The sequence below is a fragment of the Paraburkholderia sp. J63 genome (assembly GCF_905220245.1).
Lineage (GTDB): Bacteria > Pseudomonadota > Gammaproteobacteria > Burkholderiales > Burkholderiaceae > Paraburkholderia.
The window spans coordinates 1-23,393 of the sequence record NZ_CAJMZF010000044.1; the positions used below are offsets into that span (position 1 = coordinate 1).

20 protein-coding genes are annotated in these 23,393 nt (G+C 64.8%); 7 read left to right on the forward strand and 13 right to left on the reverse strand.

Going from position 1 to position 23,393, the window contains the following annotated elements; all coding sequences use genetic code 11:
* Positions 1-214 precede the first annotated feature (214 nt).
* The 6 genes from U5775_RS31765 to U5775_RS31790 all read right to left on the reverse strand — a co-directional run bounded on the left by U5775_RS31765 (position 215) and on the right by U5775_RS31790 (position 5,383).
* On the reverse strand, positions 215-841 hold the full coding sequence (locus U5775_RS31765; protein WP_322062092.1) for a thioredoxin fold domain-containing protein: 627 nt from the start codon (positions 839-841) through the stop codon (positions 215-217).
* Positions 842-1,044: 203 nt separating this feature from the next.
* Positions 1,045-1,527 (reverse strand): hypothetical protein, encoded by a 483-nt coding sequence (locus U5775_RS31770; protein ID WP_322062152.1) that lies wholly within the window; start codon positions 1,525-1,527, stop codon positions 1,045-1,047.
* A 422-nt stretch (positions 1,528-1,949) separates the two neighbouring features.
* Positions 1,950-2,444, reverse strand: a complete 495-nt coding sequence (locus U5775_RS31775; RefSeq protein WP_322062093.1) for a nuclear transport factor 2 family protein — start codon at positions 2,442-2,444, stop codon at positions 1,950-1,952.
* Positions 2,445-2,602: 158 nt separating this feature from the next.
* Entirely contained in the window at positions 2,603-3,307 is a 705-nt protein-coding gene (locus tag U5775_RS31780; RefSeq protein WP_322062094.1) for a TetR/AcrR family transcriptional regulator, read from the reverse strand.
* A 165-nt stretch (positions 3,308-3,472) separates the two neighbouring features.
* On the reverse strand, positions 3,473-4,432 hold the full coding sequence (locus tag U5775_RS31785; protein WP_322062095.1) for a DMT family transporter: 960 nt from the start codon (positions 4,430-4,432) through the stop codon (positions 3,473-3,475).
* 117 nt (positions 4,433-4,549) lie between these two features.
* On the reverse strand, positions 4,550-5,383 hold the full coding sequence (locus tag U5775_RS31790) for an AraC family transcriptional regulator (RefSeq protein ID WP_322062096.1): 834 nt from the start codon (positions 5,381-5,383) through the stop codon (positions 4,550-4,552).
* 261 nt (positions 5,384-5,644) lie between these two features.
* Here U5775_RS31790 and U5775_RS31795 point away from each other — a divergent pair, with 261 nt between their 5' ends.
* Positions 5,645-6,340 carry a YceI family protein gene (locus U5775_RS31795; RefSeq protein WP_415913699.1) on the forward strand — a complete coding sequence of 232 codons (696 nt, stop codon included), beginning with the start codon at positions 5,645-5,647 and terminating at the stop codon, positions 6,338-6,340.
* A 25-nt stretch (positions 6,341-6,365) separates the two neighbouring features.
* On the opposite strand, the gene tdh is transcribed toward U5775_RS31795, so the two are convergent.
* On the reverse strand, positions 6,366-7,397 hold the full coding sequence (gene tdh / locus U5775_RS31800) for an L-threonine 3-dehydrogenase (RefSeq protein ID WP_322062097.1): 1,032 nt from the start codon (positions 7,395-7,397) through the stop codon (positions 6,366-6,368).
* Between the two features lie 18 nt (positions 7,398-7,415).
* Positions 7,416-8,615, reverse strand: a complete 1,200-nt coding sequence (locus tag U5775_RS31805) for a glycine C-acetyltransferase (protein ID WP_322062098.1) — start codon at positions 8,613-8,615, stop codon at positions 7,416-7,418.
* Between the two features lie 175 nt (positions 8,616-8,790).
* Here U5775_RS31805 and U5775_RS31810 point away from each other — a divergent pair, with 175 nt between their 5' ends.
* The 3 genes from U5775_RS31810 (at position 8,791) to U5775_RS31820 (ending at position 11,154) form a co-directional block, all read left to right on the forward strand.
* Positions 8,791-9,507, forward strand: a complete 717-nt coding sequence (locus U5775_RS31810; RefSeq protein ID WP_322062099.1) for an XRE family transcriptional regulator — start codon at positions 8,791-8,793, stop codon at positions 9,505-9,507.
* A 132-nt stretch (positions 9,508-9,639) separates the two neighbouring features.
* Positions 9,640-10,044, forward strand: coding sequence for a DUF2471 family protein (locus U5775_RS31815; RefSeq protein WP_322062100.1), 405 nt, complete (start codon positions 9,640-9,642; stop codon positions 10,042-10,044).
* Positions 10,045-10,158: 114 nt separating this feature from the next.
* A complete protein-coding gene (locus U5775_RS31820; RefSeq protein ID WP_322062101.1) occupies positions 10,159-11,154 on the forward strand; it encodes a tyrosine-type recombinase/integrase in 996 nt (331 codons plus the stop codon).
* Between the two features lie 102 nt (positions 11,155-11,256).
* On the opposite strand, the gene U5775_RS31825 is transcribed toward U5775_RS31820, so the two are convergent.
* On the reverse strand, positions 11,257-12,462 hold the full coding sequence (locus tag U5775_RS31825; protein WP_322062154.1) for a DNA-binding protein: 1,206 nt from the start codon (positions 12,460-12,462) through the stop codon (positions 11,257-11,259).
* A 1,955-nt stretch (positions 12,463-14,417) separates the two neighbouring features.
* Between U5775_RS31825 and U5775_RS31830 the strand changes: the two genes are divergently transcribed.
* Positions 14,418-15,776, forward strand: coding sequence for a replication initiation protein (locus U5775_RS31830; protein WP_322062102.1), 1,359 nt, complete (start codon positions 14,418-14,420; stop codon positions 15,774-15,776).
* A gap of 115 nt (positions 15,777-15,891) precedes the next feature.
* On the opposite strand, the gene U5775_RS31835 is transcribed toward U5775_RS31830, so the two are convergent.
* Positions 15,892-16,953, reverse strand: a complete 1,062-nt coding sequence (locus tag U5775_RS31835; RefSeq protein WP_322062103.1) for a ParB/RepB/Spo0J family partition protein — start codon at positions 16,951-16,953, stop codon at positions 15,892-15,894.
* Between the two features lie 24 nt (positions 16,954-16,977).
* The gene (parA, locus tag U5775_RS31840; protein WP_322062104.1) at positions 16,978-17,640 is read right to left on the reverse strand and encodes a ParA family partition ATPase; all 663 of its coding nucleotides are present in this window, start codon (positions 17,638-17,640) and stop codon (positions 16,978-16,980) included.
* A 932-nt stretch (positions 17,641-18,572) separates the two neighbouring features.
* On the opposite strand from parA, the gene arsC reads away from it, so the two are divergent.
* Both arsC and U5775_RS31850 read left to right on the forward strand, forming a co-directional pair.
* Positions 18,573-18,932 carry an arsenate reductase (glutaredoxin) gene (gene arsC / locus U5775_RS31845; protein ID WP_322062105.1) on the forward strand — a complete coding sequence of 120 codons (360 nt, stop codon included), beginning with the start codon at positions 18,573-18,575 and terminating at the stop codon, positions 18,930-18,932.
* A 447-nt stretch (positions 18,933-19,379) separates the two neighbouring features.
* Positions 19,380-19,934 carry an NAD(P)H-dependent oxidoreductase gene (locus tag U5775_RS31850; RefSeq protein ID WP_322062106.1) on the forward strand — a complete coding sequence of 185 codons (555 nt, stop codon included), beginning with the start codon at positions 19,380-19,382 and terminating at the stop codon, positions 19,932-19,934.
* 146 nt (positions 19,935-20,080) lie between these two features.
* Here the strand turns inward: U5775_RS31850 and U5775_RS31855 are convergent, their stop codons facing one another.
* Together U5775_RS31855 and U5775_RS31860 are read right to left on the reverse strand one after the other, a co-directional pair.
* On the reverse strand, positions 20,081-20,845 hold the full coding sequence (locus U5775_RS31855; RefSeq protein ID WP_322062107.1) for a hypothetical protein: 765 nt from the start codon (positions 20,843-20,845) through the stop codon (positions 20,081-20,083).
* Positions 20,846-21,021: 176 nt separating this feature from the next.
* Complete coding sequence (locus U5775_RS31860; RefSeq protein WP_322062108.1) at positions 21,022-23,385, reverse strand: hybrid sensor histidine kinase/response regulator; 2,364 nt, start codon at positions 23,383-23,385, stop codon at positions 21,022-21,024.
* Positions 23,386-23,393: the final 8 nt, after the last annotated feature.

Sequence of the window (23,393 nt, forward strand, 5' to 3'; positions counted from 1 at the left end):
TCGGGTCGCGCTTTGGCCCGTGCGCCCAAAGGATGGGCGGTGACACATTTACTACGCCCTACGAAAGGTGAGGGTTTTCGGGGGGCGACAACTCCTGGAATTCCTCACCATTGCGCGATCACCGGTGAGATCGCCATGCTTCGCATGCCTCACCGTAAGGCATCCTCTCCTGGAACGGCTCACCTCAACGCAACGCTATCGCTGAACAACGGGCTCAACGATAGCGCTGCAATTCAGGATCCTTGATCGGCTGCTCGGGCAAGTTGAGCATGCCTGGCAGCAGGCTCAGTTTCGGCAGGCCATCGACATCGGCCCAGCGGCCACCCGAGCCCTGATAAATGATCGTGGGCGTGCCCTGAAAACCGAGGTCCTGGAACAGCTTCATGTTGCTGTCGAGCTGCGCCTGCGCGGCCGGCGGGATGCTCGCGAGCGGCGCGATGCCGCCCGACTCGTCCTTCTCGGAGTAATGCGTCTCCAGTTCCCTCAGGAGTGCCGCACTGTTTTTCGACTGCAGCAAGGCCGCGGCCTTGCCCGGCGAATCGGGCTTGAGAAAGCCCATGGGAATCCAGTGGACCTGGAGCCCGACGGCCTCATACGGTTGCAGCGCTTTCCACACCAGGTGGCAGAAAATACAGTTGGGGTCCATGAAGACATAAAGCGTCGACTTGACGTTCGCACCGCTCGCCCCTTCGACAATCGCGCTCGCGCTCTGGAATTGCGTTGCGGCCGTGGCGGGCAGCCACGCGGGCTCGTCGGCGGCCATACTCGATAGCGGCGTGCCTAATGTACCCAATGCGCTCAAGGCGGCCGCTGCGGCCAGTGTCGTGATCCACTTCTTCATTGTTCACCTTTGGGCCCGCTGCGCGTGCAGTCGGGCTCCGTTTTTCATATCGATGATCGGCTCAAGACCGGCTTGGCGCGAAGCCCCGTATCTTATGGCGCGGGCGTGGCGCGCTCCTGACGCGATTATGGCAAGGCCGTCAGGCGAGCACAAAGGTGAGAGTTTGCGGGAGACACGTGCGCGTTGTCGGGTACCCGCTGGATTCAGAACTTCATCCTCAACTGAAACCCGATCGTAAAGGGCAAGTCGTCGGAAGGAATCGGCGGGATGACGATGAAGTTCACGCCCACGCGCTTGTACGCGACCATTACGATGGGCGCGGCCACTGGACCGATCGTGTGATTGCGGCCGAGCCCCCAGTTGCCGTAGTTGTAGCCCGAGATGATGCCGCCCATCGCCGCGAGACGCACGTAGCCCCAATGCAGGAATTCGGGCGCCCAGACTGCGCCGCCATACCACGAGGGCCGCCGCAGCGAATTGCGAAAGCCCCCTGCCGTGAGCGCCCATGTATCGCCGGGCCAGCATTCGATGCCCAGGCCCGGATTGAACTGCTCGAAATCCTTGTCGGGATGGATGTGATACGAGCCGACCATCGCATCCACCCAGAGACCGGCGCTACACCAGTTGGCCGCGCGTGCGCTCGTTGCGGCGCCCAGCGTGAGCGCCGCAACGAGCGCGATGAACATCGCCGCCTTCGGGCTCTTTTTGCGTCCGTTGATGGCCGCTGAAGCGTTGGCGAGCGCGCCGGCCGGCGAGCGTGCTTCAACACCATCCCTGGTCTCTCGCACCGCGGGTGCGATCCCGCGCCATGTCCTGCCACCGCGCACTTGCCGACACCGCATGGGCTCTCCGTCCTTTCATTCACCGAATCGCTTCGGTTCGTCTGCTGCTGGATCTGTTATGGGCTGCTTCCGGTGACTGCAAACTGTACAGCAAGACGGCTCGCGCGCGTATGGAGCCCGGGCTCGGAAATGGAGCGATCAAACACGCTGGCGCCATCTTGCCGCGCGCCCATGATGCCCGCCCAGTGAGTTGCCGTGATGAATCCGCGACGCAGTGTCGAGCGGCTTGCGATGGCATGCGAATAGCGAACGACGCTGCGCGCCGCTCAAAGTCCGAGATCGCTCAAGCCCGGATGATCGTCGGGACGACGGCCGAGCGGCCAGTGGTAGAGCCGGTCTGCTTCGCGAATCGGCAAGTCGTTGATGGAGGCGTGGCGGTGCGCCATCAGTCCGTTCTCATCGAACTCCCAGTTTTCGTTGCCGTACGAGCGGAACCAGCTACCCGAATCGTCGTGCCACTCGTAGGCGAAGCGCACCGCGATGCGATTGTCGGTGAACGCCCACAGCTCCTTGATGAGCCGGTAATCGAGTTCGCGCGCCCACTTGCGCGTGAGAAACGCGGCGATGGCTTCGCGGCCCGTCACGAATTCGGCGCGATTGCGCCAGATGCTTTGCGGCGTATAGGCGAGCGCGACGCGCTGCGGATCGCGCGTATTCCAGCCGTCCTCGGCCGCGCGCACTTTCTGGATCGCGGTCTCGCGGTTGAAGGGCGGCAGTGGCGGACGGACTTCGGGGGACGTCGTCGTGGGGGTAGCACTCATGCGTCTGCTCCTTGGAGAGGGCGGCGCGCCGGGACGGCGCGCACGAATGGAACGGCGGAAACGGCCAAACAACAGGGAAGCGGCACAGGCCGCCGGGAACTACTGCCGAACGACCTGCGAATAACGGCGACCAGCGGTGAAACGCGACGCCCGCGCGGCTAACGGCGCACTCGCGCGGGCTTGCGCTTGTCGCGCACGGCACCGCGGGACGTCCGGAGCGATTGAGCAGATCGAGGCGCGAACGCATCGAGCAAGTGCTGGCCGGCGGCGCGCGCATCGAGCGCCGCGTCCGCTTCGCCGCTCACGAGCGCCACGCCAATCGCGCCGTCGATCAGGACCAGCCACTGGCGCGCGAGTCGCGCCGCCACGCGCCGGTCCGCACCAACCGCTGCTGCCCACGCCGCGCATTGCTCGCCGACGAACGCGAGCAGCCGCGCCTTGTGCAGGCGGGCGACCTCGCGCACGGGGTCGTCGGGCGAGGCGGTCTCGCCCGCAGCATTCAGGAATGCGCAGCCGTGAAAGCCTTCCGAGGCGAACCACTCGCGCAGCACGTCGAACATGCCGATCAGGCGCGTGCGCGGCGTGCGTCCGCGTTTTTCCGTGCCCTCGACGAACCAGCGCATCCAGCGCTCGTCGCGGCGCATGAGCGCGGCGGCCACTAGCGCATCCTTCGACTCGAACCAGGTGTAGAAGCTCTTGCGCGCGGCGCCCGCCGCGCGGACGATCGCGTCGACCCCGGTGGCGTGGATGCCGCCCGCGTAGATGAGCGCCTCGGCGGCTTCGAGCAGACGCTCGCGCGCGTCGGACAAAGGCTCGGACGTGGATGCCGGCGGCGCATCGGCGGCAATCGGGTGGTTGCTCATGGCTTCATCGCCTGGTCGCTTGGTCGCTTCGTAATGAGTCCGTCCGCTTCGCGCGCCCACCAATCAGGGACTGGCGCGCGAGGTGGAACGATCGTTCTCCATACCGCGCATGGTAGAACGATCATTCTCCCTGATCAAGACACAACCACGACGCCTGCGTGCTGCCTACTCGTCCGGGCGATCCTGCGCGCGCCGCCAGATGGCCGGTCCGGCAGTCACGAAAACGGCCGCGACGACGAGCGCGAGCCCCGCAAGCCGCGCGAGTGTAAGCGGCTCACCCAGCACGAGCGCCGCGAGCACGACGCCCGAGACGGGCGCGACCGCCGTGAAAATGGCCGCCTCGGCGCCCGTCACGCGCGCCGCGCCCGTGTACCAGAGCCAGAAGCCGCCCACGGTCGGCACCAGCGCGTAGTACGCCACGGCCAGCATCGCGTGCGACGGAAGCGCGTGCAGCGTGGCGGCCCAGTCGGGCAGCGCCGCAGCGGCGGAGACGGCGAGACCGATGCCCGTCATCGCCGTAGATTGCGCAAGCGGCGGCCAGGGCGTCGCCAGGCGTTTATTAAGCAGCACGAAAAGACTCTCGCAGACCACCGCCCCAATCAGCAGCGCGTCGCCCGTCAGCGAGCGATTGCCGCCGTGCTGTGCAGCAGGCGCGAGCGTGACCAGCGCGACGCCGAGGCTCGCCACCACGACCGCGATCAGCGTGCTCGCACGCAGACGCTCGTGTAGCACCACGGCGGCAGTGAGCGCACACACGGCAGGCAACGTGCCGAGGATGATCCCTGCGTCGGCGGCCGAGGTCCGCTGGGTCCCGGCGATCAGCAAAACGGTGTAGCCAACGCTGCCGATCGCTGCCTGGGTGATCAGCAGGCACGCGTCGCGCAGCCCCGGGCGCGGAAACGCGGTGCCGGTCGCGCGCATGAGCACGAGCAACACGGGCAGTGCGAACGCGAAGCGCAAGGCCGTCGCGGGCATGGGGTCGAGTCCGGCGCCGATGATCTTGCTGGCGATCACCGTGCTGCCCACGGTGATCATGGCGAGCGTCAACTGAAAATGCGCGAGGGACCGCGACGACGATGCACGCGACGATTTCGCCGATTTGGCGGAAGACAGCGGAGAGGACATGAGGCGCTCCAGAGAGTGAAACGCCTGTATAGAATGCGGCGCACGCGCCGTCTTGGATCGGTGTGCGGTGAGCGATGACGATCGACGGGCCGCCGTTGCCGCCATCGACGGCAAGCGTCAGGCGGGACCGTCGCCCTGCGCGAGCCGGTAGCGGCCCGGCGAAATGCCGAACTGGCGCGCGAACGCGCGGTTGAGATGGCTCTGATCGCAGAAGCCGGCCACGAGCGCCGCCTGCGCGGGCGCGTGGCCGGCCTTGAGCAGGCGCCGCGCGAGTCCGATGCGGCAATGCAGGATGTACTGATGCGGCGCCACGCCGAACGCCTGCACGAAACCGCGGTGGAGCTGGAAGCGGCTGAGTCCCGCGGCGCACGCGAGATCGGCGAGTGAGAAGGCCTGGCCCGGATCGGCGTCGATCATTTCGCGCACGCGCGCCACGCTCATCGGCGAGCAGGGCGCGAGTGGGCGGCGGTGGCCGAGGCCGCGCACGAGCCGCGTCATGGCGTCGAGCGCCGCGCCGTCGAACGCCATGGCCGCGAGGTCGCCGCGTTCCGCCGTGGCGCACGCGAACGCGGCATCGAACAGCGCGCGCAAAACCGGATCGGCGATCACGGGCGCGAACAGCGCAAACCCCGCGTCGTCGCCCTGGGTGACGTCGGTCTGCAGCGCATCGATCCAGCGCGGCTCGAAATAGAGCATGCGCCAGCGTCGCGCGCCTGCGCCGAGCGGGCGGCCGTCGTGCACTTCGCCGGGATTGACGAGAATGAGGTTGCCGGGCACGGCCTCGACCACGCCCGCATCGGAGAGGGACACATGGCCGCCCGCGTCGATCACGCCGATGCCGTACTGGTCGTGCGCGTGACGCGCGAAGCTGCGCGCCGAGGCCGCCGTCATGGCGTCGACCTCGTGCACGTGCGTGGCGTGAAAACAGACCGAATCGTTCGCGGTGGACATGCGGGCGGCTTCCCCAGACTCCGGACAGGCTCCGGTCCGCGTATCAAACCTGAAATCGGGCCGTGTGGCAAGGCGCTTCGTCCCAGTGCAAGGAGCCGCGCGGCGCAACGTGAAAGAATGGCGATCCGTGCGCCATCGACGGTCATTCAACTTTCATGGCGGTCAATGGAACAAAAGCGCGTCGCCACTCGTAACTACCTTGGCAACTACCGTGGCGACAGTAACGCCCGTCACTCGCCGGGCCCCTGAAACGGAGACACCATGAATCGCCCCCCAGCCGCAGCCACCCCGCACGCGCACCGCCGCACGGTCTGCGCGGCGCTGGCCACGGCCTGCCTGATGCTCGCGTGCACACCGCTGCGCGTGGTCATGCACAGCGTGAGTCCCGTCGAGGCATCCGTGCCGGCGGGGCATTACACGCTCGACGCGCATCACTGGAGCATCGTGTTCGACGTCGATCATCTGCACTACACACGTTTCGTGATGCGTTTCGATCGCGCGAGCGCGCGGCTCGACTGGCGTGAGAACGCGCTGGAGAACGCCACAGTGGTGGCCGTGATCGACGCCGCGAGCCTCGACACGAACGTGCCGCTGCTCGACAGGATGGTCAAGGGTTCGCAGATGCTCGACGTCGAGCGCTATGCGCAGATCCGCTTCGCGAGCACGCGTTTCGAGCGCACGCCCGACGTGGACGGCAAGCCCGCCGGCAAGCTCACGGGCGACCTCACGATACACGGCGTGACCCAGCCGGTCACGCTCGATGTGGTGTTCAACGGCTATGCGCCGAATCCGCTCACGAAGCAGCCGACGCTCGGCTTCGCGGCCACGGGGCGCTTCAGCCGCGCGAAGTTCGGTCTGGCGACGTGGTATCCGGCGGTCGGCGACGAGATCGACGTGCGCATCGAGGCCGAGTTCGAGCAGGCGCCGCCTGGCGGGACGCCGGAGGCGGCGCAATGAGCGGTATGACGCTTCAGACGATACTTCAGGCGGCGGTCCAGTCGAGAATCACCTTGCCGCTCTCGCCCGAAAGCATCGCGGCAAAGCCCTGCTCGTAGTCGTCCACGTTGAAGCGGTGCGTGATGATGGGCGAGAGGTCGAGCCCGCTTTGCAGCATCGCGACCATCTTGTACCAGGTCTCGAACATCTCTCGGCCATAAATGCCCTTGATTTCGAGGCCCTTGAAGATGACCTGATTCCAGTCGATGGCGGTTTGCGCGGGCGGAATGCCGAGCAGCGCGATCTTGCCGCCATGGTTCATCGCTTCGAGCAGCGCCGTGAACGCGCTCGGCACGCCCGACATTTCGAGGCCCACGTCGAAGCCCTCGGTCATGTGCAGCTCGTTCATCACGTCGTGCAGCGATTCGCGCGAGACGTTCACGGCGCGCGTCGCGCCCATCTTGCGCGCGAGTTCGAGCCGGTAGTCGTTCACGTCGGTGATCACGACGTTGCGCGCGCCCACGTGCTTCGCGATGGCGGCGGCCATGATGCCGATGGGCCCCGCGCCGGTGATGAGCACGTCCTCGCCCACGAGGTTGAACGAGAGCGCCGTATGCGTGGCATTGCCGAACGGATCGAAGATCGCGGCGAGGTCGTCGGAGATCTCGGGCGGGATCTTGAATGCGTTGAAGGCCGGAATCACGAGGTATTCGGCGAACGCGCCTTCCCGGTTCACGCCGACGCCGGTCGTGTTGCGGCACAGATGGCGGCGTCCCGCGCGACAGTTGCGGCAAAACCCGCAGGTGATATGCCCTTCGCCCGAAACGCGGTCGCCGATCGCAAAGCCACGCACTTCCTGCCCCATCTCGACGATCTCGCCCACGTATTCGTGGCCCACGTGCATCGGCACCGGAATGGTCTTCTGGGCCCAGTCGTCCCACTTCCAGATATGAATATCGGTGCCGCAGATCGCCGTGCGGCGGATCTTGATCATCACGTCGTTGTGGCCGACTTCGGGCTTCTTCACGCGCGTCAGCGTGAGACCCGGCGCGCGTTCGAGTTTGGCGAGTGCTTTCATTTTATTTCGTCGTCCTTCTCAAATCACGTCCAGTTGCTTGCCCACGCGCGCAAACGCGGCCACGGCGCGGTCGATCTGCTCCGGCGTGTGCGCCGCGCTCATCTGCGTGCGAATGCGCGCGCGGCCCTTGGGCACGACCGGATACGAAAAGCCGATCACGTAGACGCCTTCGTGCAGCAAGGCATCCGCCATCTTCGCGGCCACCTGCGCGTCGCCCAGCATCACGGGGATGATCGGATGCTCGCCGGGCACGAGCGTGAAGCCGAGCGCGCTCATCTCTCGGCGGAAATGCGCGCCGTTGGCCTGCACGCGCGCGCGCAATTGCGCGCCTTCGTCGCTCGCGATCAGCTCGAGCACCGCAAGCGAGGCGGCCGCGATGCTCGGCGTGAGCGTATTCGAGAACAGGTACGGACGCGAACGCTGGCGCAGCAGCTCGATCACTTCCTTCTTCGCCGCCACGTAGCCGCCCGACGCGCCACCGAGCGCCTTGCCGAGCGTGCCCGTGATGATGTCCACGCGCTGCGCCACGCCGCAATGCTCGGGCGTGCCGCGGCCATGCGCGCCGATGAAGCCCACGGCGTGCGAGTCGTCGACCATCACGAGCGCATCGTAGCGATCGGCCAGATCGCAGATGCCCTTGAGGTCGGCGATGATGCCGTCCATCGAGAACACGCCATCGGTCGCGATGAGCTTGTAGCGCGCGCCCGCTGCATCGGCTTCGCGCAGCTTCGCTTCGAGATCGGCGAGATCGTTGTTCTTGTAGCGGTAGCGGCTCGCCTTCGAAAGCCGCACGCCGTCGATGATGCTCGCGTGATTGAGCTCGTCGCTGATGATCGCGTCTTCTTCGCCGAGCAGCGTTTCGAACAGGCCGCCGTTGGCGTCGAAGCAGCTCGAATAAAGGATGCAGTCGTCGGTCTGCAGGAGCGCGGCAAGCGCGCTTTCGAGCTGCTTGTGCACCGTCTGCGTGCCGCAGATGAAGCGCACCGAGGCCATGCCGAAGCCGTCCCGGTCGAGCCCATCCTTCGCGGCGGCGATCAGGCGCGCATCGTTTGCGAGTCCCAGGTAGTTGTTGGCGCAGAAGTTCAGCACGGCGCTGCCGTCGGCAAGACCGATGGACGACGACTGCGGCGTCGCGATCACGCGCTCGCTCTTGTAGAAACCGTCCGCGCGAATCTGGTCGAGCGTCGCGCGCAGGTGGTCGAGCCAGGGAGTAGCCATTGCATCATGCTCCTGAGTAATCTTGCATGGGGCCCAGGCAAGCGCTAAAGCGCTCGCTCTGGCCGACACATGGAGAGCCGCGGCTGTTATAGTCGCCGTCAGCTATGAGCGAAATTATTCGTTTTTCCGAACTAAAGTTCGATATGTCGAACAACTTTAATCGATGAGGCAGTCTATGGCAAGCAGCGGCGCGCCCAGGCGCACGGCATCTGCGGATTCCCCGGCCAAAGTCTCCGGCGCAGCGGTCAACGCCGACACCCACGCGGCGACCCCAACCCGCACGCGCAAATCCCGCGCCGCAGCCGTCCCGGCGTCGGAGCTGCCGGGCGCGCCGGTGCCCGCCGCGCCGCCGCGCGTGGGCGAGCAGATCCAGCGCCTGCGCAGCGAACGCAAGATGACGCTCGACGAGTTGTCGCGCGCGGCCGGCGTCTCGAAATCCATGCTATCGGAAATCGAGCGCGACAAGGCGAACCCCACGATCGCCGTGGCCTGGCGGCTCACGAACGCGCTGGGCGTGAAGCTGGACTCGCTGTTCGCGGCGCCGCGCGCGCCCGACGCGATCACGGTGGCCGGCCCGCACGACATCCCCACGCTGCACGGGCACGAGGCCGGTTATCAGTTGCGCGTCTGGGGGCCGATCGAGCTGGCCGGCCATTTCGAATGGTACGAGCTCACGCTCAAGCCGGGCGGCGCCCTGGTGTCGGCCGCGCACGAGCCTGGAACGCGCGAACATCTCACGGTGCTGCAGGGCACCATCGAGGTGGAGGCGGGCGGCACGCACGAGCGTCTGAAGACGGCGGACACGGCGCGCTATATCGGCGACCAGCCGCACGCGATCCGCAACGTGGGCAAGGGCGAGGCACGCGCGCTGCTGATCGTGATCCACGGCTGAGCGCCTGAGATTCGTCCCGCCGACATGCCACCGCCTGGCCGCGTCCGGCGATCGCTGACCGAACGGATGAGGCTGCACGATCGCGCCGACTACTGTATATTCATACAGTAAAAAGAACGACCGGAGCAGCCCATGCAAACCTCGCGAACCCCGAACGAGCAGGAACTGGCCGCCTTGCGTTTTCAGGCGGCCGCACGCGACCTCGAACAGATCGTGCGCAGCATCGCGCAGCGCTATATCGCCCAGCAGGTGCCGCTTAGCTGGCGTCTGCTGCACGCGATCGAAGCGGAAGCGCTCGCCGACCTCGGGTTCGCGAGTCGCCACGACGCGCTCATGCTCGGCCTGTTCCAGCGACCCGGCGATCTCGCGTATCCGGAAACCGACGAGACCGTCGACTTCGGGCGGTCCAACGCGCTGCCGGCCGTGTTCGCCTTCGCCGTCAGCGCCTATGAGCGAGCGGCCCAAGGGGCGGAAGCGGCTCAACGCGAAACCCGGCGGCTCGCCGCCGCGAAGCGCTCGCGCGCCTGGGGCGGCTGACGGCGAGGCCGTGCCGCTTGGCGCGCCACGGCGGCTTCGCTCCATGACGATGCCCCGGCCTATGAGGATTTCGCTAGAATCGATGGTCGCAACGCAACTAACGGAAGCATAGTGATGAGCGCCTCCCATTCCTCCCGCGATCTCTTCGACCAGCAGCGCAAGGACTGGCAGCACGATCCGGCCGCGGCCTTCGATGCCTGGCTCGCGTCCCAGGACCTGCGCCAGTCATCGGCCGATGTCTACCGCGTGCAATGGGGGCGCTTCCTCGAATGGCTGGCGCTCAGGCGCAAGACGATCGTTTCCGTGGACACCGGCACAATCGCCGAATTCGTCGCCGGGCTCGACGTGAAGAAACCGCAGCGGCTGCGCTATCTGCGTCTCATCGAACGCGTGCTCGACCATGTTCGCCAGATCGAGCTGGCCTCTACGAACCCCGCGCGCTTCATCGCCCAGGACGGCGAGGCGGCGTGGCGCAACGCGCGAGAGAACGAGCCCACCGGTTTTCTCACTGCGACGGAACGCGCCGCCGTGATCGCCAGGCTGTTCGCGCCGCTCACCGAGCAGTCGGCCGCGAAGCGCTGGCGCGAGCGGCGCGATCGCGCGCTCGTCGCTGTGTTTCTCGGCGGCGGCCTGAAAACCGGCGACGCCATTGCGCTCAAGCTCGACGCCACCTCGATCGGCTCGGAATGGATCACCATCGAAGCCGACAATCCGGCCTTCACGCACAGCACGCGGCTCGCGCCGTTCGCGGTCGACGTGATGGGGGCATGGCTCGAAGCGCGCCGCCTCGCGAGCCTGCCCGGGCAGCTCGTGTTTCCCGGCTCGCCCAACGGGCGTCCGATGCACAAGGCCACCGTGCTGCGCGCGATCGACGCGCTGATGGAAGAGGCGGGCATCGCCGAATCCCGCGCCGAGCGGGCGAGTCCGCAAACGCTGCGCAACAGCTTCGCGGCCGACTTGTTCGAGCGCGGCACGGACGCCGATCAGGTCGGGCAGTGGCTCGGATTCCTGCAACCGATTTCCGCGGGGCGGCTCCATCGTGCGTGGCGCGTCTGGGCCGATCGCATGGTGTCGGTAAATAGCGAAGACGCTGCGCCCGAGGCGGGCTGAAAAGCCAGGCGGAGAAACGCCGTCTGGCCGCGTCATACGCCACCCCCGGCTCCCGTAAAAGCTCACTGCTCCAGCGCGCGGCGGCTCCCGAAAATACTCACCTCACCGCGTTAGGGCATCTTTTTTGCCGGCCGCGAAGCGCGCAACGGCCTCGAGCCGCGACGCCCCCAGGCCGGAGCTGTATTCGCATTCGGGACAGGAAAGCTCGAAGCGGCCATCGACCTGCGCGAGCTCAGGCTCACCGTCTTCGCAATTCGGGCAATGCGTGGGCAGACTCACATGGGCATCGACCAGTGTGCCGAGCTGCGCCAGCTCTTCGTCGCCGAGACGCCCCGACTGTGCGAGTGCACACAGCACGCTAGCAGCCGAACCGTCGAGACCTTGTTGTGCGCGCAACGTCGAAACCTGGCGTGTGAGCACGTCGACCTCGTCCGAACGCTCGCGCAACACGGCGTCGAGCCGGTCCGCGCGCGCCTTGGCCGTGGCCAGTTGCTGAATGAACTCGAATTCCTTCTTGCTTGCATCGCGCTGGGCCGACTGCCAGGTGGACGACATCGTGCGCAGCGAATCCAGCTCGACCAGCATCGGCTTCACGCGGCGCTCGGCCTCGGCGAGCGCATCCTTGATCTGTTGCGCATAGTGCTCGGTGCTTTTGCGCATTTCTTCGTGCAGGCCGTCGATCCGGTCGCGCAAGCCGGCGTTGGTGGTCTGCTCCGTCTCGATACGTTTTTGCAGCGACTCGTTTTCAGCCTCGAGGCGGCGCACCGTCGCCTGCAGGCTGTCGTGATGCACCGTACCGTGCGCGGAAGCGGTCGCCAGCTGGTTCTCGAGTTCGCGCACGCGCGCCCACGCCGCTTCGATCCGGGCCTCGCTGCGCTCAAGCATTTCATCGGCGGCAAGGCGTCGCGCCTGGGCATCCCGTAACGCCTGTTCGGCGTCGTGGCGGCCGGACTCGATTTCTTTGCGCTCGGCTTCGAGCGTCTGTCGGGCCAGGATTTGGGCCTCTTCATACAGTGCACCGAGGAGTTCGCCGGCGCGCTCCTCGAGCGCCGACGGAATCGCGCCGCTACCGACGCGAACCTTCGACGCAGCACGAATGCGTTGCCAGAAAAGCTCGATATCTTTGGGAATGTCGCTGGCGCTGCCGGTCTGGGTCAAATCCCGGACGGTGGCCATTGAGGGACGGATGCCGAAGTCGAAAAAGAGACGCTTGCAGGCATGGAGCGACAGTTCCTGGCGCCGTGCCCCGTCTTTGCGCAATGCTTCAAGCTCTTCGCGAAGGACTTGGCGGTCTTCGTCTCGAATCATGGTCGTCTCTGGAAGAAGGAAACGAACCAAATAATAACAAATTACGTATTGTTCGATACGTTTATTCGTGAGCTTGTGGGCTGAGGCGAATTCCAGCAGGAACAGCTGCGCCAAATGACGATTTTGTTGTGGTTGTGCTCGACGCTTCGTGAAACAAAACGAGCTTTGTTTCCTAAGCCATTGTAAACGCTTGTTTTTCTCCAGACGAGCCATTTATCGGCGCTGTTTCACGAGGAGTTGTACTTGCGGAAACGGTTCTGGGTTACGTTGGGGTGTGGATATCCCGAAGGGCTCGCGGGGTAGAAAGGCTTGAGAGTAATAAAAGTAAACACCCTTGATACCTGTTAAAAGACGTTAACGCCACAGCAAACCCTTGCCTGGTATGGGTTTCAGCCCGATGAGGTGAAGCTTTACGGGAGAGGTGGTGAGACTCTGCGGGACAGGCGGGTGATGGGCTTCGGGGAAGGCGGTGAGCGCCTGCGGGACAGGACGTGAGCGGGTTCGGGATTGCCTCGATTCTTGACTCCACGGCAAGGGTGAGCTTATTCAGGGCGCGTTACCGCATCTGCCCCCGAGATACCGGGCTCGAGGGCGTTGTTACACGAAATGCAACGGTGAGTGGATTCGGGGCGCACGATTGAGCCGCTTTTCGGCGTCAATTTCGGGCCTTTGGAAGCTGGGGTGAGGGAGATCGGGAAGAATCGCCTGGCGAAGGTGAAGTTTTTCGGGAGCCAAAGAGGCATTTTGACCGGTTTGGCGGCTCGTCGGGCCTTGAGGTGAGCTTTTACAGGAGTGCAAGAGTGCGCGTTCGGGCGGGAACGGGGTGATGCCGTGGGAGATTGCGACTCTCCTGGCGGTCCAGGGTGAGCCTTTACGGGATTTCGTTGCAGCGCCGCGAAATCGGCCGTGTCTGTCGTGCCGTCTATGCATAAGGTGAGCTTTTTCAGGAGTCGATTTGAGCCAAAAAAGACGCTCAGGTGAGCGTTTTCGGGAGCAAGTTGGCGTTCACTGACGTCTGAAGGTTGATTTGCAAAGGCTCGGCATTCGCTCTGCTGTTCCGGGAAATTCTGGAAGGTGAGAATTTTCAGGAGCCTCAGGCTCCCCTTTGTGATTTCAGCGTGATGCCTCGAGGTGAGGTTTTTCGGGAATGACGGCTTTCGTTGAACAGTCGTCGGGATTGTGGATAACCCTTGGAATCTATTGGGTTTTTCCGGTGGCCAGCGATAAAGGTGAGCGTTTCCGGGAGGAGCCGTGGCACGCCAGGGGATCCGAATTTCACTTCCTCCTCCGCACCAAAGGTGAGCCTTTTCAGGAGTGTGACGTCTGGTAGCTGCCCCCCGTATTGGCCAGAAGTATTGCCGGATCGCGCCTCATGGGGCGCTGAAGGTGAGCTTTTTCAGGAGGGAGAGGAACCGGGGCGGGCGATGTGTGGTTCCTGGTGGGCATCTCTGGATGCTCGGCGCTGGTAACAAACAGAGGACCAAAGGCCGTGCCGGCACCGATGAAGTTATTGCGGTGCGACAGGCTGCTTGAGTCCAGATGCATCCCGCGTGGACCTTGCGGATCGCGGGTCTGGAGAGCGGGGAGGCGCGGCTGCTCTCCATCTGCTCTTTGAATATCTTGCGCAACCGCTATATCCAATCGAGCCGGTGCAGAGGGGTGGTGAGTGCAATGGCCTGGCGTTGCGTTTGCGCCAGGAAATTTTTATGGTGAGCTTGTTCGGGAACTGTTCGACACCTTTGCACAAGTTCCTGGATAAGCACCGTAAGCCGAAACCCCGAACGGGGCGAGAGCCCGGCGGACAGGCCGGTGCCGGCAAGGTGAGCCTTTTCGGGAGCTCTTCGCGGTGAGCCGTGCGTCGAAGACTCGCTTCACCGGCAATGGTGAGAGTGAGCCTATAGACGTGTTTCACCACAGACGGTATCCTTTCGCGAAATCTCACCTCGACCCGACGCATGGCCACGAAGCGCGTGAAAAAAACCGATGTGGTGAGCCCCAGTTCGGCCGAATTGCGCAAGGCCGTCGAGGCGATCGCGATTCAGCCGAAGAGCGGCAAGATCACCCTGCTGACCCGCAAGCTCTTCAACGTCCTGCTCGCCGTCGCGCAGCAGGCGGACGAGTCCGGCGACACCTATCGCGCACTGTTGTCCGACATCGTCGCGAACTCGGCATTCGACTCGAACGATACGGCGCTCGTCAAGGAGCATCTTCGGCGCATGGTGTCGGTGCAGGTCGAATGGAGCCAGGGTACCTCGAGCCAGAAGCCCGGCCGCAAGTGGGGCATCTCCACCCTGATCGCCGACGCGGAAATTCTCGAAGATCCCACCACGCGTCGCGTCTGGGTGGAATTTTCGTTCGCGCCCAAGATCAAAAAGAAGCTGCTGGATCCGGTCCAGTATGCGCGGCTGAGCCTGCAATTTCAGAGCCAGTTGCGCAGCAGCGCAGGTCTCGCGCTCTACGAAATCTGCGTGCGTTATCTCACCAATCCGAGCCATCTGACGATGCGCGAGACGTGGGAATGGTGGCGGCCGATCCTGTCGGGCACGCCCGACACCGAGGCAGGCGACGAGGCCAAGCGCGAGTACAAGTATTTCAAGCGCGACTACCTGCGACCGGCGATTGCGGAAGTCAACGCCGTCACGAACATCTTTGTCGAGCTGATCGAGCATCGCGAAGGTCGGCGTGTTGCCGAAATCCAGTTTCGTGTGACGGAGCGCAAGCAGCCCATGCTCGCACTCGACGAGCACCCGAACGTTTTCGATAGCACGCTCGTCGACCGTATGGTCAAGATCGGCATTCCGCTGAAGGAAGCGCAATCGCTTTACGCCGACAGCGAAGAGAACCGTATCCGCGCAGCGCTTCAGTTGACCGAGCAGCGCATGCGCAGCACGAGCCTGCCGCCCGTGCGCAGCGCGGCCGCGCTGTTCAAGGATGCGTTGAAGAAGGGCTACGCGCCGCCGGTCGAGGACACCGCGGCGGGCGCGCCGGCGTCGGCCCGCGCATTGGCCGGGAGCACGGCAGCGGACGATCCGAAGGCGCGCCTGATGGACGAGTACGCGGCCTACCGGCGCAAGGAGGCGCGTGCGCTCTACGACGAGCAGGGCGAGCTGGAGCGCGAGGTCGCACGCACTTCGTTCGAGAACGATGAGCTGCCGGGGCTCGGGACACATCTGCGCGATGACTGGCGCCGACGCGGTCTCGACTCGAAACTGGCCGATACGGCGTTCTTCGATTGGCTCGCACGCAAGACGTGGGGTGAGCCCACCGACGGCGATCTGCTCGCCTTTACGCTGAGCCAGTCGCGCGCAGCCTGACCGGCGCCGTTGCCGGCTGAGCCGCCCGATTCACGGCGGACTTTCAGTGAAATTCCAATAAAAAGCGGTCTTCACGTTTGATTCGTGAAGACCGCTTTTTTCCTGCTTCCCGCGATTACTTCGTCTTCAGCATCTCTTCGATTTGATGAAGGAGGGCATCGCGCCGATCCTTCGAGAGACCCTTCAGGCGCAGTTCGAGCCGGTCGTCGCCATACGATTTCAGGTCGCCGACGGCGACGCCGTCGAGCTTGATTTCCAGGCGTTGAGCGTAGCGCTGCCGGCCGGCGGGTTTCGGGCTTTCCGACGGTGTGGCCCGGCCTTTCACGATATCTGCAACCTGGCGCGTGCTCAGGTCGTCGGCAAGAATCCGGTTGATGAGACGCAGCGTGGCGTCGGTGCCTCGTGCGCCATGATAGCGGCCAACCTGATAAGCCATGTTCGAGCCGAAGCGATCCGGACGCGCGACCATTTCATGCATGACCAATTCGGGCAATTTGGCGATGGAGAGCGCCACGGCCACAGTCGATTCATCGAGGCCAAGATGGTCGGCGAGTTCTCGCTGACTCTGGAAATGTTCTTCCTCGATAAACCGCTTCCATACGATCGCGTTGTCGAAGACCGTTTGCGAGTCGCGCTGGACGTTGAGATCGTAGCCAAGCTTGTAGCTCGCGAGACCGATGGGTAGATCGACGACGATGGCCTTGACGACTTCCTTGTTCGCTTCCTTGAGGGCACGCACGCGCCGCCCGCCGTCGCTGACGTAATAGCTGCCGGGCGCTGCGTAATCGGGAATCACGTGAATGGCCTGCTGCTGCCCCTGCTTGGCGAGATTGACCGCGAGTTCGGCAATCGACGTCTTCAGGTAGAAATGACGCGGATTGAACGGACTCGGTTTGATAGCTTTCAGCGGCAACTCGATGATCTGGCCAGGGCGATAACCGTGCTCGACGCGCCACGCGCGATATTCTGCAGACTCGTTTTCTGCCTGAGCAAGAGCAGCATCTTCCGTGCTCGTAACCGGTTCCGGCTGACTTGCGCGACCGACCGATTCACGCGACTTTGGCTTGTCTTGGACGATGCCGTCGATGGCATTCAGTCGGTCGAGAGCCGTGCGCTTCTCGCTACTCGTCGTGTCAGGCCGCGCCTGAAAACCTTTGGCAAATTGTGAGGGCTTCATTCAGGGTCCTTTATGCGCATAAAGTCAGGGGAGCATCTCCGCTATTTCGTCGGCGCATGCACGCACTTCGACGGCGGCGAGTCGTGCACCGCGGTCGCTCATCTGCAGGACCGTTTGACCGAGTGCCATGGCCTGTTTGTACGCTTCGCGGGTGGGAATTTGCGTTTTGAGGAGGGGGAAACCGAGTTCTTCCAGCGCGCGCTTCAACTCACGCGTGAGCATGCGCTTCTCTTCCGTCTTGTTCAGCAGGAAAACGGCCTTCAGGTCTTCGTTCATGACCTGAGCTTGCTGGATCAGTTTGACGAGCCCAACGCTCGACCAATAGTCGGCGGGCGAAGACGAAGTGGGAATGACGGCGATCGTAGCGGCCAGCAGCACGACGCCAGAGACCTTTTCGGTGATCGACGGCGGGCAGTCGACGATGATGACGTCGTAGTCGCCGATGAATTTCTTGATCTCGCGGTGGATCTGGCCGCCCGCCTCAGAGAGATTCACCACTGGGAACGGAATACCAGTTTCCCCGTCTGCTGAAGCGCTCGCCCAGTGAACCAGCGTGTTCTGGCCGTCGGCATCGACCACGAGCACGCGCTTTCCCTTTTCGTGGAATGCTGCGCCGAGATGCATCGCGATCGTGCTCTTGCCGACCCCGCCTTTTTGCTGCGTGACTGCGATTATCTCTGCTGCCAATTGATTTTCTCCTTTTGCTAATTGTTTTGGATTTTACCTGGATTAAGTTTCGATTCAACGGCAGTTGTCTGATTTTCATCGGATTGGATGAGACATTGGCCGTTCGGCCAAGGTTTATGCGCATAAAGGTCGGCGGAGCCCGAGGTGTTTGGGCCGTGTTCGCTTCGTCGGATCGCTGCGGAGAGTGGGTGGTGATGCCCGGTCGCGTTACGCAGGAATGGCTGGCGGGTTTATGCGCATAAAGTTGGTGCGCGAGAAGCGGCCGGCTGGGAGCCGAATAGCTCGCGGCATCCACGGGGCGGCTTTGGGTGAAGCGCCCTCGTCAGCAAGAAGCCTTTATGCGCATAAAGTCCCGGCGCGATGAGTTCGATGTCGCATCGACCACGCGGGACGTATTCAGTCGTTTTACTTCAGATGCCTGCTAGGCCTGTCCATGGCATGGGGACGCGGCAAATTCCGTGGACATAAGAGTGCCCGCCTGCGTTGACTAACGGCCGCTCATGTCCTTGGTGTCGAACGGCCGTGTTAGCGTGCCGAAGCCTCGCCCCCTGCCACGGGGCGGGGCAAACTTTATGCGCATAAAGCTCCAGCATGCGTTGACTAGCGGGCCGCCCACGCCACCCCATCCGCTCGGCTGCCTCAAGCTATCGTTTCCTCACGGATTGCCATTTCCGGCTCCTTGCGTCCCACATGGCTCCATGTTGATCGCAACGTGGCCGAGAACGACGACGCAAACCACTTCTCCCCCTCTCCAGCCTGACCGGTAAAATTAGCCCCCTTGAACGGCCTTGCAAGCAGCCTGCTCAAGCCAGCCCATTTTCACCAGGCTCAAGCGACGTCAAACTCACTGGACTGATACCCATCCTGAGTGACCAACAGGTGCCGCCGTTCCAAAGCAATCCCCTCACTCCAACCTCCCCCATCACGAACCCATGATCACGATCTATCACAACCCCCGCTGCTCGAAGTCCCGTGCTACCTGCGAGCTGGTCTCGACCACATGCAACACGGCCAATGAACCAGTCGAGATAGTTGAGTATCTGAAGACCCCATTCACGGTCGAGCAGTTAAAAGCATTGCACGCATTGTTGGGCGGTCCGCTGCGCGACATGATGCGCACGAACGAAGCCGAGTACGCGACGCTCGGACTGGATGCCGATGGCGTGACAGATGATCAGCTCTACGAAGCAATTGCGGGCCACCCGATTCTGCTTCAGCGTCCGATTGTCGTGCGTAACGGCCGGGCCGCGATCGGCCGTCCGCCGGAGAACGTCGCCGCGCTGTTCGATTGACCCAACTCGCCTCGCCCTTTTCGGTGACAGTGTTCCTCAGGCGATCCTCTCAGATTTCGTTTCACCCGCAGTTCTCGCCCTCACGCTTGTTCTCCGGAATCCACCGGGCGAGACCGCGGATTCCCCGCGCGACGCCATGTCGAACTTGCCCGCCGCGCGTTGCCCGAGCCGGGCTTCGCGCGGGGGCAGCAAACCACCCGACACAGACCTGCCTCAACCCCGACCCTTGCCCGGCCCCATCGGGCTTCGCGCCAAATTGTCCACAAGGTTTTCCACTCAATCTGTGGATAAATGTCCGGCCACCCGGCTTATCCACAGTCATCGGACACTTCGCACCACGCACGCGGCCCACCTGACACACCCGCGATTTCTCTCGCGCCTATGATGGGGGCTTCTTTCCACTGCGCCTCGTGCGCGCCACCCGGGAAAACCGAGGGAGACACTGAGATGGCCTATCAAGTTGCGGTCGTGGTCGGCAGTCTGCGCAAAGATTCGTTCAACCGGCAACTCGCGCATGCCGTGACATCGCTTGCGCCTGCCGACTTTTCGTTCGAGTTTCTCGACATCGGCGTCTTGCCGCTCTACAGCCAGGACTACGACGCCGACTACCCCGAGGTCGCGCGTCAGTTCAAGCAGAAGATCGAGGCAGCCGATGCGCTGCTCTTCGTGACGCCTGAGTACAACCGCTCGATTCCGGGTGTGTTGAAGAACGCGATCGACTGGGGCTCGCGTCCGTGGGGCAAGAACTCTTGGGGCGGCAAGCCGGGCGCGGTGCTCGGTACTTCGGTGGGGGCCATCGGGACGGCGCTGGCTCAGGCGCATCTGCGCAACGTGCTCGCCTATCTCGATGTGGCGACACTCGGCCAGCCCGAGATGTTCATCAAGCACGATGCCACGCGGATCAACGAAAAAGGCGAGATCGTGAACGACGATACGCGCAAGTTTCTGCAGACGTTCGTCGATCGCTATGCCGAATGGGTCAAGCGCCAGTTAGGCCGTTAGCCAACGGCCGCGGCTTTGACGGGTGGCAGCAGGTAGCAGGCCGGTAGCAGGCCAGGCGCGGCCGCCGCGTCTCTCTACAACGCGCGGCCGCCGCGTCACGCACAGCGCGCCCGCGCACGCAGCAACCGCGTGCGCGGGCAGCAGCATCAATGCACCGTCGGAGGCTGTCCGGTCACGGGCCGGTCCGGCGCATCGGACGCGCGGTGGTCGTGCGAGTCCTCTTCATACTCGATGAATTCATCGGGAATGCGCGGCGCCGCCGCGTCCGCGGGTTGCGTCGCTTGCGGGGCAGCAGGTACGTCGACGTGCGCGGCGCCGGCGGGCGTGCCCATCACAGCGCCCGCGCCCGGCGCGCTTGCCGAGGCGAGCACGGTGGCTTCGGCCTCATTCACCGGCCGCGCCGTGGTCCCGGTTGATGGGTGCACCGGTTCGCCTGCAGCGCCCGCCTGAACGTCTTTCGCTTCGCTCTGCTCCGGCTGCGCTACGCGCCGCCGCATGGCTTCGGCCAGATTGGCGAGCCCGAGCTCGTCGAGCGCCGAACGCTCGCGCGCTACCGGATCGGCGTCCGTCGCTGGCCATGTCCAGTTGCCGCCGCGCACGGCGACTTCGAGTGCGTGCTCCTCGCGCAGCGTGTTGCACGCGAGGTCCGCGTGCGCTTCGTCGGCGACGCGCACGCCTATCAGCACGTTGCCCGCAGGCGTGACGGGCTCGGGCGGTACGCCGACGTTCGCGCGCACGTCCCCCGTCGATGAGAAGAAGCCCGCCACGAGCCGCTCGATGCCGGCCAGTACGCCTGATTCGTGCACGGGCAATTCGATGTCGCTGGCAGCGAACCCGCATTGCAGCAGCGCTTGCTGCGCGTGCTGCGCCTTGTCGTAGGTCTCGAAGAGACCGGTCACGGTCTGTTTCATGGCTTGTTCCTCCTCATAGCCCCTACACGTACCAGATGACCGATGACGCAAGCCGCGTGCCACGCGGTTCGCCCCACGCAGTTCGCCCCACGCAGTTCGCCCATATATCTCGCCGATGACGGTCGCCGACGACGTTCGCCATGCGCGCCCAACACCGGCCGCGTGCCTTTTTCGACCTAGAGCGTCGCGTCCCGTTCCCGTCGCGCGCGCGTCTGGCGATCGAGCTGGATCGCTTCCAGCATCTTCTCGAGCAGCGCGATGTCGAACGGCTTCGAGAGCACGCGCACGTCCACGCCGCGCGTGCGCTCCAGCTCCTCCGCGTAGCCCGTGACGAGGATCACCGGCAGCGTGGGCTCGCGCACCTGCAGCGCTTCCGCGAGATCGATGCCGTTCATCGCGCCCGGCATGTGGATGTCCGAGAGCACGAGGTCGAAGAGCGGCGCGTCGTCGTCGCTCGCGCGCGCGGCGCGGGCCGCATCGACGAACGCGAGCGCGCTCGCCGCGTCGTTCGCGCAGGTGATGTGATGGCCCATCATTTGCAGCAGCGCTTCGGTGCCCGCCGCGACTTCGTCGTTGTCCTCGACGAGCAGCACGCGCAGCCCTTGCGGCGGATTCGCGCTGTGCTCGCGCGGCTCGGCTTCGCGTGGCGTGGCCGGCGCGGCGCTCGCGCGCGGCAGATAGAGATGCACCGAGGTGCCGGCGCCAATCGCGCTGTCGATCGCGGCAAGACCGCCCGAGCGCTCGCAGAACGCGAACACCTGCGGTAGTCCGAGCCCTGTGCCCATGCCTTTCGGCTTGGTCGTATAGAGCGGTTCGAAGGCGCGCGCGAGCACGTCGGGCGACATGCCCACCCCCGTGTCCTCGAGCGAGACGTGCACGAACTCGCCGTCGAGCGGGAAGCCTTCGCCGGGACGGAACGAGATATTGCGCGCGCGCACGGTGAAGCGGCCGCCGTTGGGCATGGCGTCGCGCGCGTTCACGGCGAGATTGATGAGCGCGAGCTCGAATTCGGCGACGTCCACCAGCACGGGCCAGACGGCTTCGTCGACGTCCATGACGAGCGCGACCTTCGCACCGAGCGAGGCGCGCAGCAGCTCGCGCGACGCCGGCAACCAGCGGCCCACGGGAATCGTCTCGTTGCGCAGCGGCTGCTTGCGCGCGACGCCGAGCAACTGGCGCGTGAGCGACTGCCCGCTCTTGAGCGCGCGCTCGACGGCCGAGAGTTCGCGCTCGAAGCCCGTCACGCCGCGCCGCCGCGCGATCTGCACGTTGGCCGAGACGATCATCAGCAGGTTGTTGAAGTCGTGCGCGACGCTGCCCACGAGGTTGCCGAGCGCTTCCATCTTGCGCGACTGCCGGTAGGCCGATTCGATCGAGCGGCGCATCGCCGCCTCGGCCTGCCAGCGCTCCCAGGCTTCCTCCTCGGCGGCGAGGCGGCGCAGCGAGAGCCAGATCACGCACCACAGCGCGATCGACGGCGTGAACATCGAGATGATCAGCACGCTCAGGTGCCGGTACCACGCGGCCCAGACCGCCGACGTGCGGTAGAGGCAGGCCACGTAGACCGGATACGCGCCCACGCGCCGGAACGCGACGATCGCATTGTCGCCGAGCAGTTGCGAATGCATGCGCACGACGCCCGCGTCCTTGCCGAGGGCGAGCGCGGCGGCGAACGGCGATCCCTCGGTGATGGCAGCCGCCGGCGCGGTAACGGCCGAGGCGCCCGATCCTCCTGCCAGGCCGGCAGGGTTCGATGCCGTGGCGCTTGCCGTAGCCTTCGCGCGCGGCGCGCGCTTGCCCGGCGGCGGCTCGAACGCGAGAATGGCGCCGTCGCTGCGCACGAGGCCGAGCGCCATCGGCGAGTCGTCGCCCAGCAGCTCGCTGTAGAACTTGTCGAAGTAGCCGGGCCGCAGCGCGACCGAGACCAGCCCCGCGAACTGGCCCGCGGGGTCGTGGCGCGCGATGCCGGTGTTGAACACCGTCTCACCGCTCACCTGGCCTTGCATGACGCGCGAGACGTGGTCGAGCACGTGGCCGGCGCGGATGCCCACGAAGTCGGCGCGCGTGGCGATCGAGACGGCCGGCGGCGGCGAGTAGCGGCTGCTCGCGAGCAGCTCGCCGTCGCGGCCGAAGATCGAGACGGCCGCCACCTGCGGGTAGCCGCCGCCGATCGTGTCGAGCTTTTCGTGGATCTGCGCTTCGTTCGCGCGGACGCCGTCGTCGTCGAGATCCTCGACGCCGTCCACGATGCGCGCATCGAGCGCATCGTTCATGTCGAACACCTTGAGCGCGTGCTCTTCCGCCACGCGCACGGTGCGCAGCGTGGCATCGGTGGCGTCGGCCTCGCGCGTGCGCAAGTCGTTCCACGCCATCGTGGCGACGTAGAGGCAAGGAAGCACGATCGCGGCGAGCAGCAGCGCGATCAGCGTGCGGCGGCGCACCGTGAAGTCGTGGCTGGGCGCGGCCGGAAACGGCGTTTCGTCGGCACGCGGCGGCGGCGGCGTGCGATCGTCGGGCCCTGCGGGCCGGTCGGGATTCATCGTAGGGA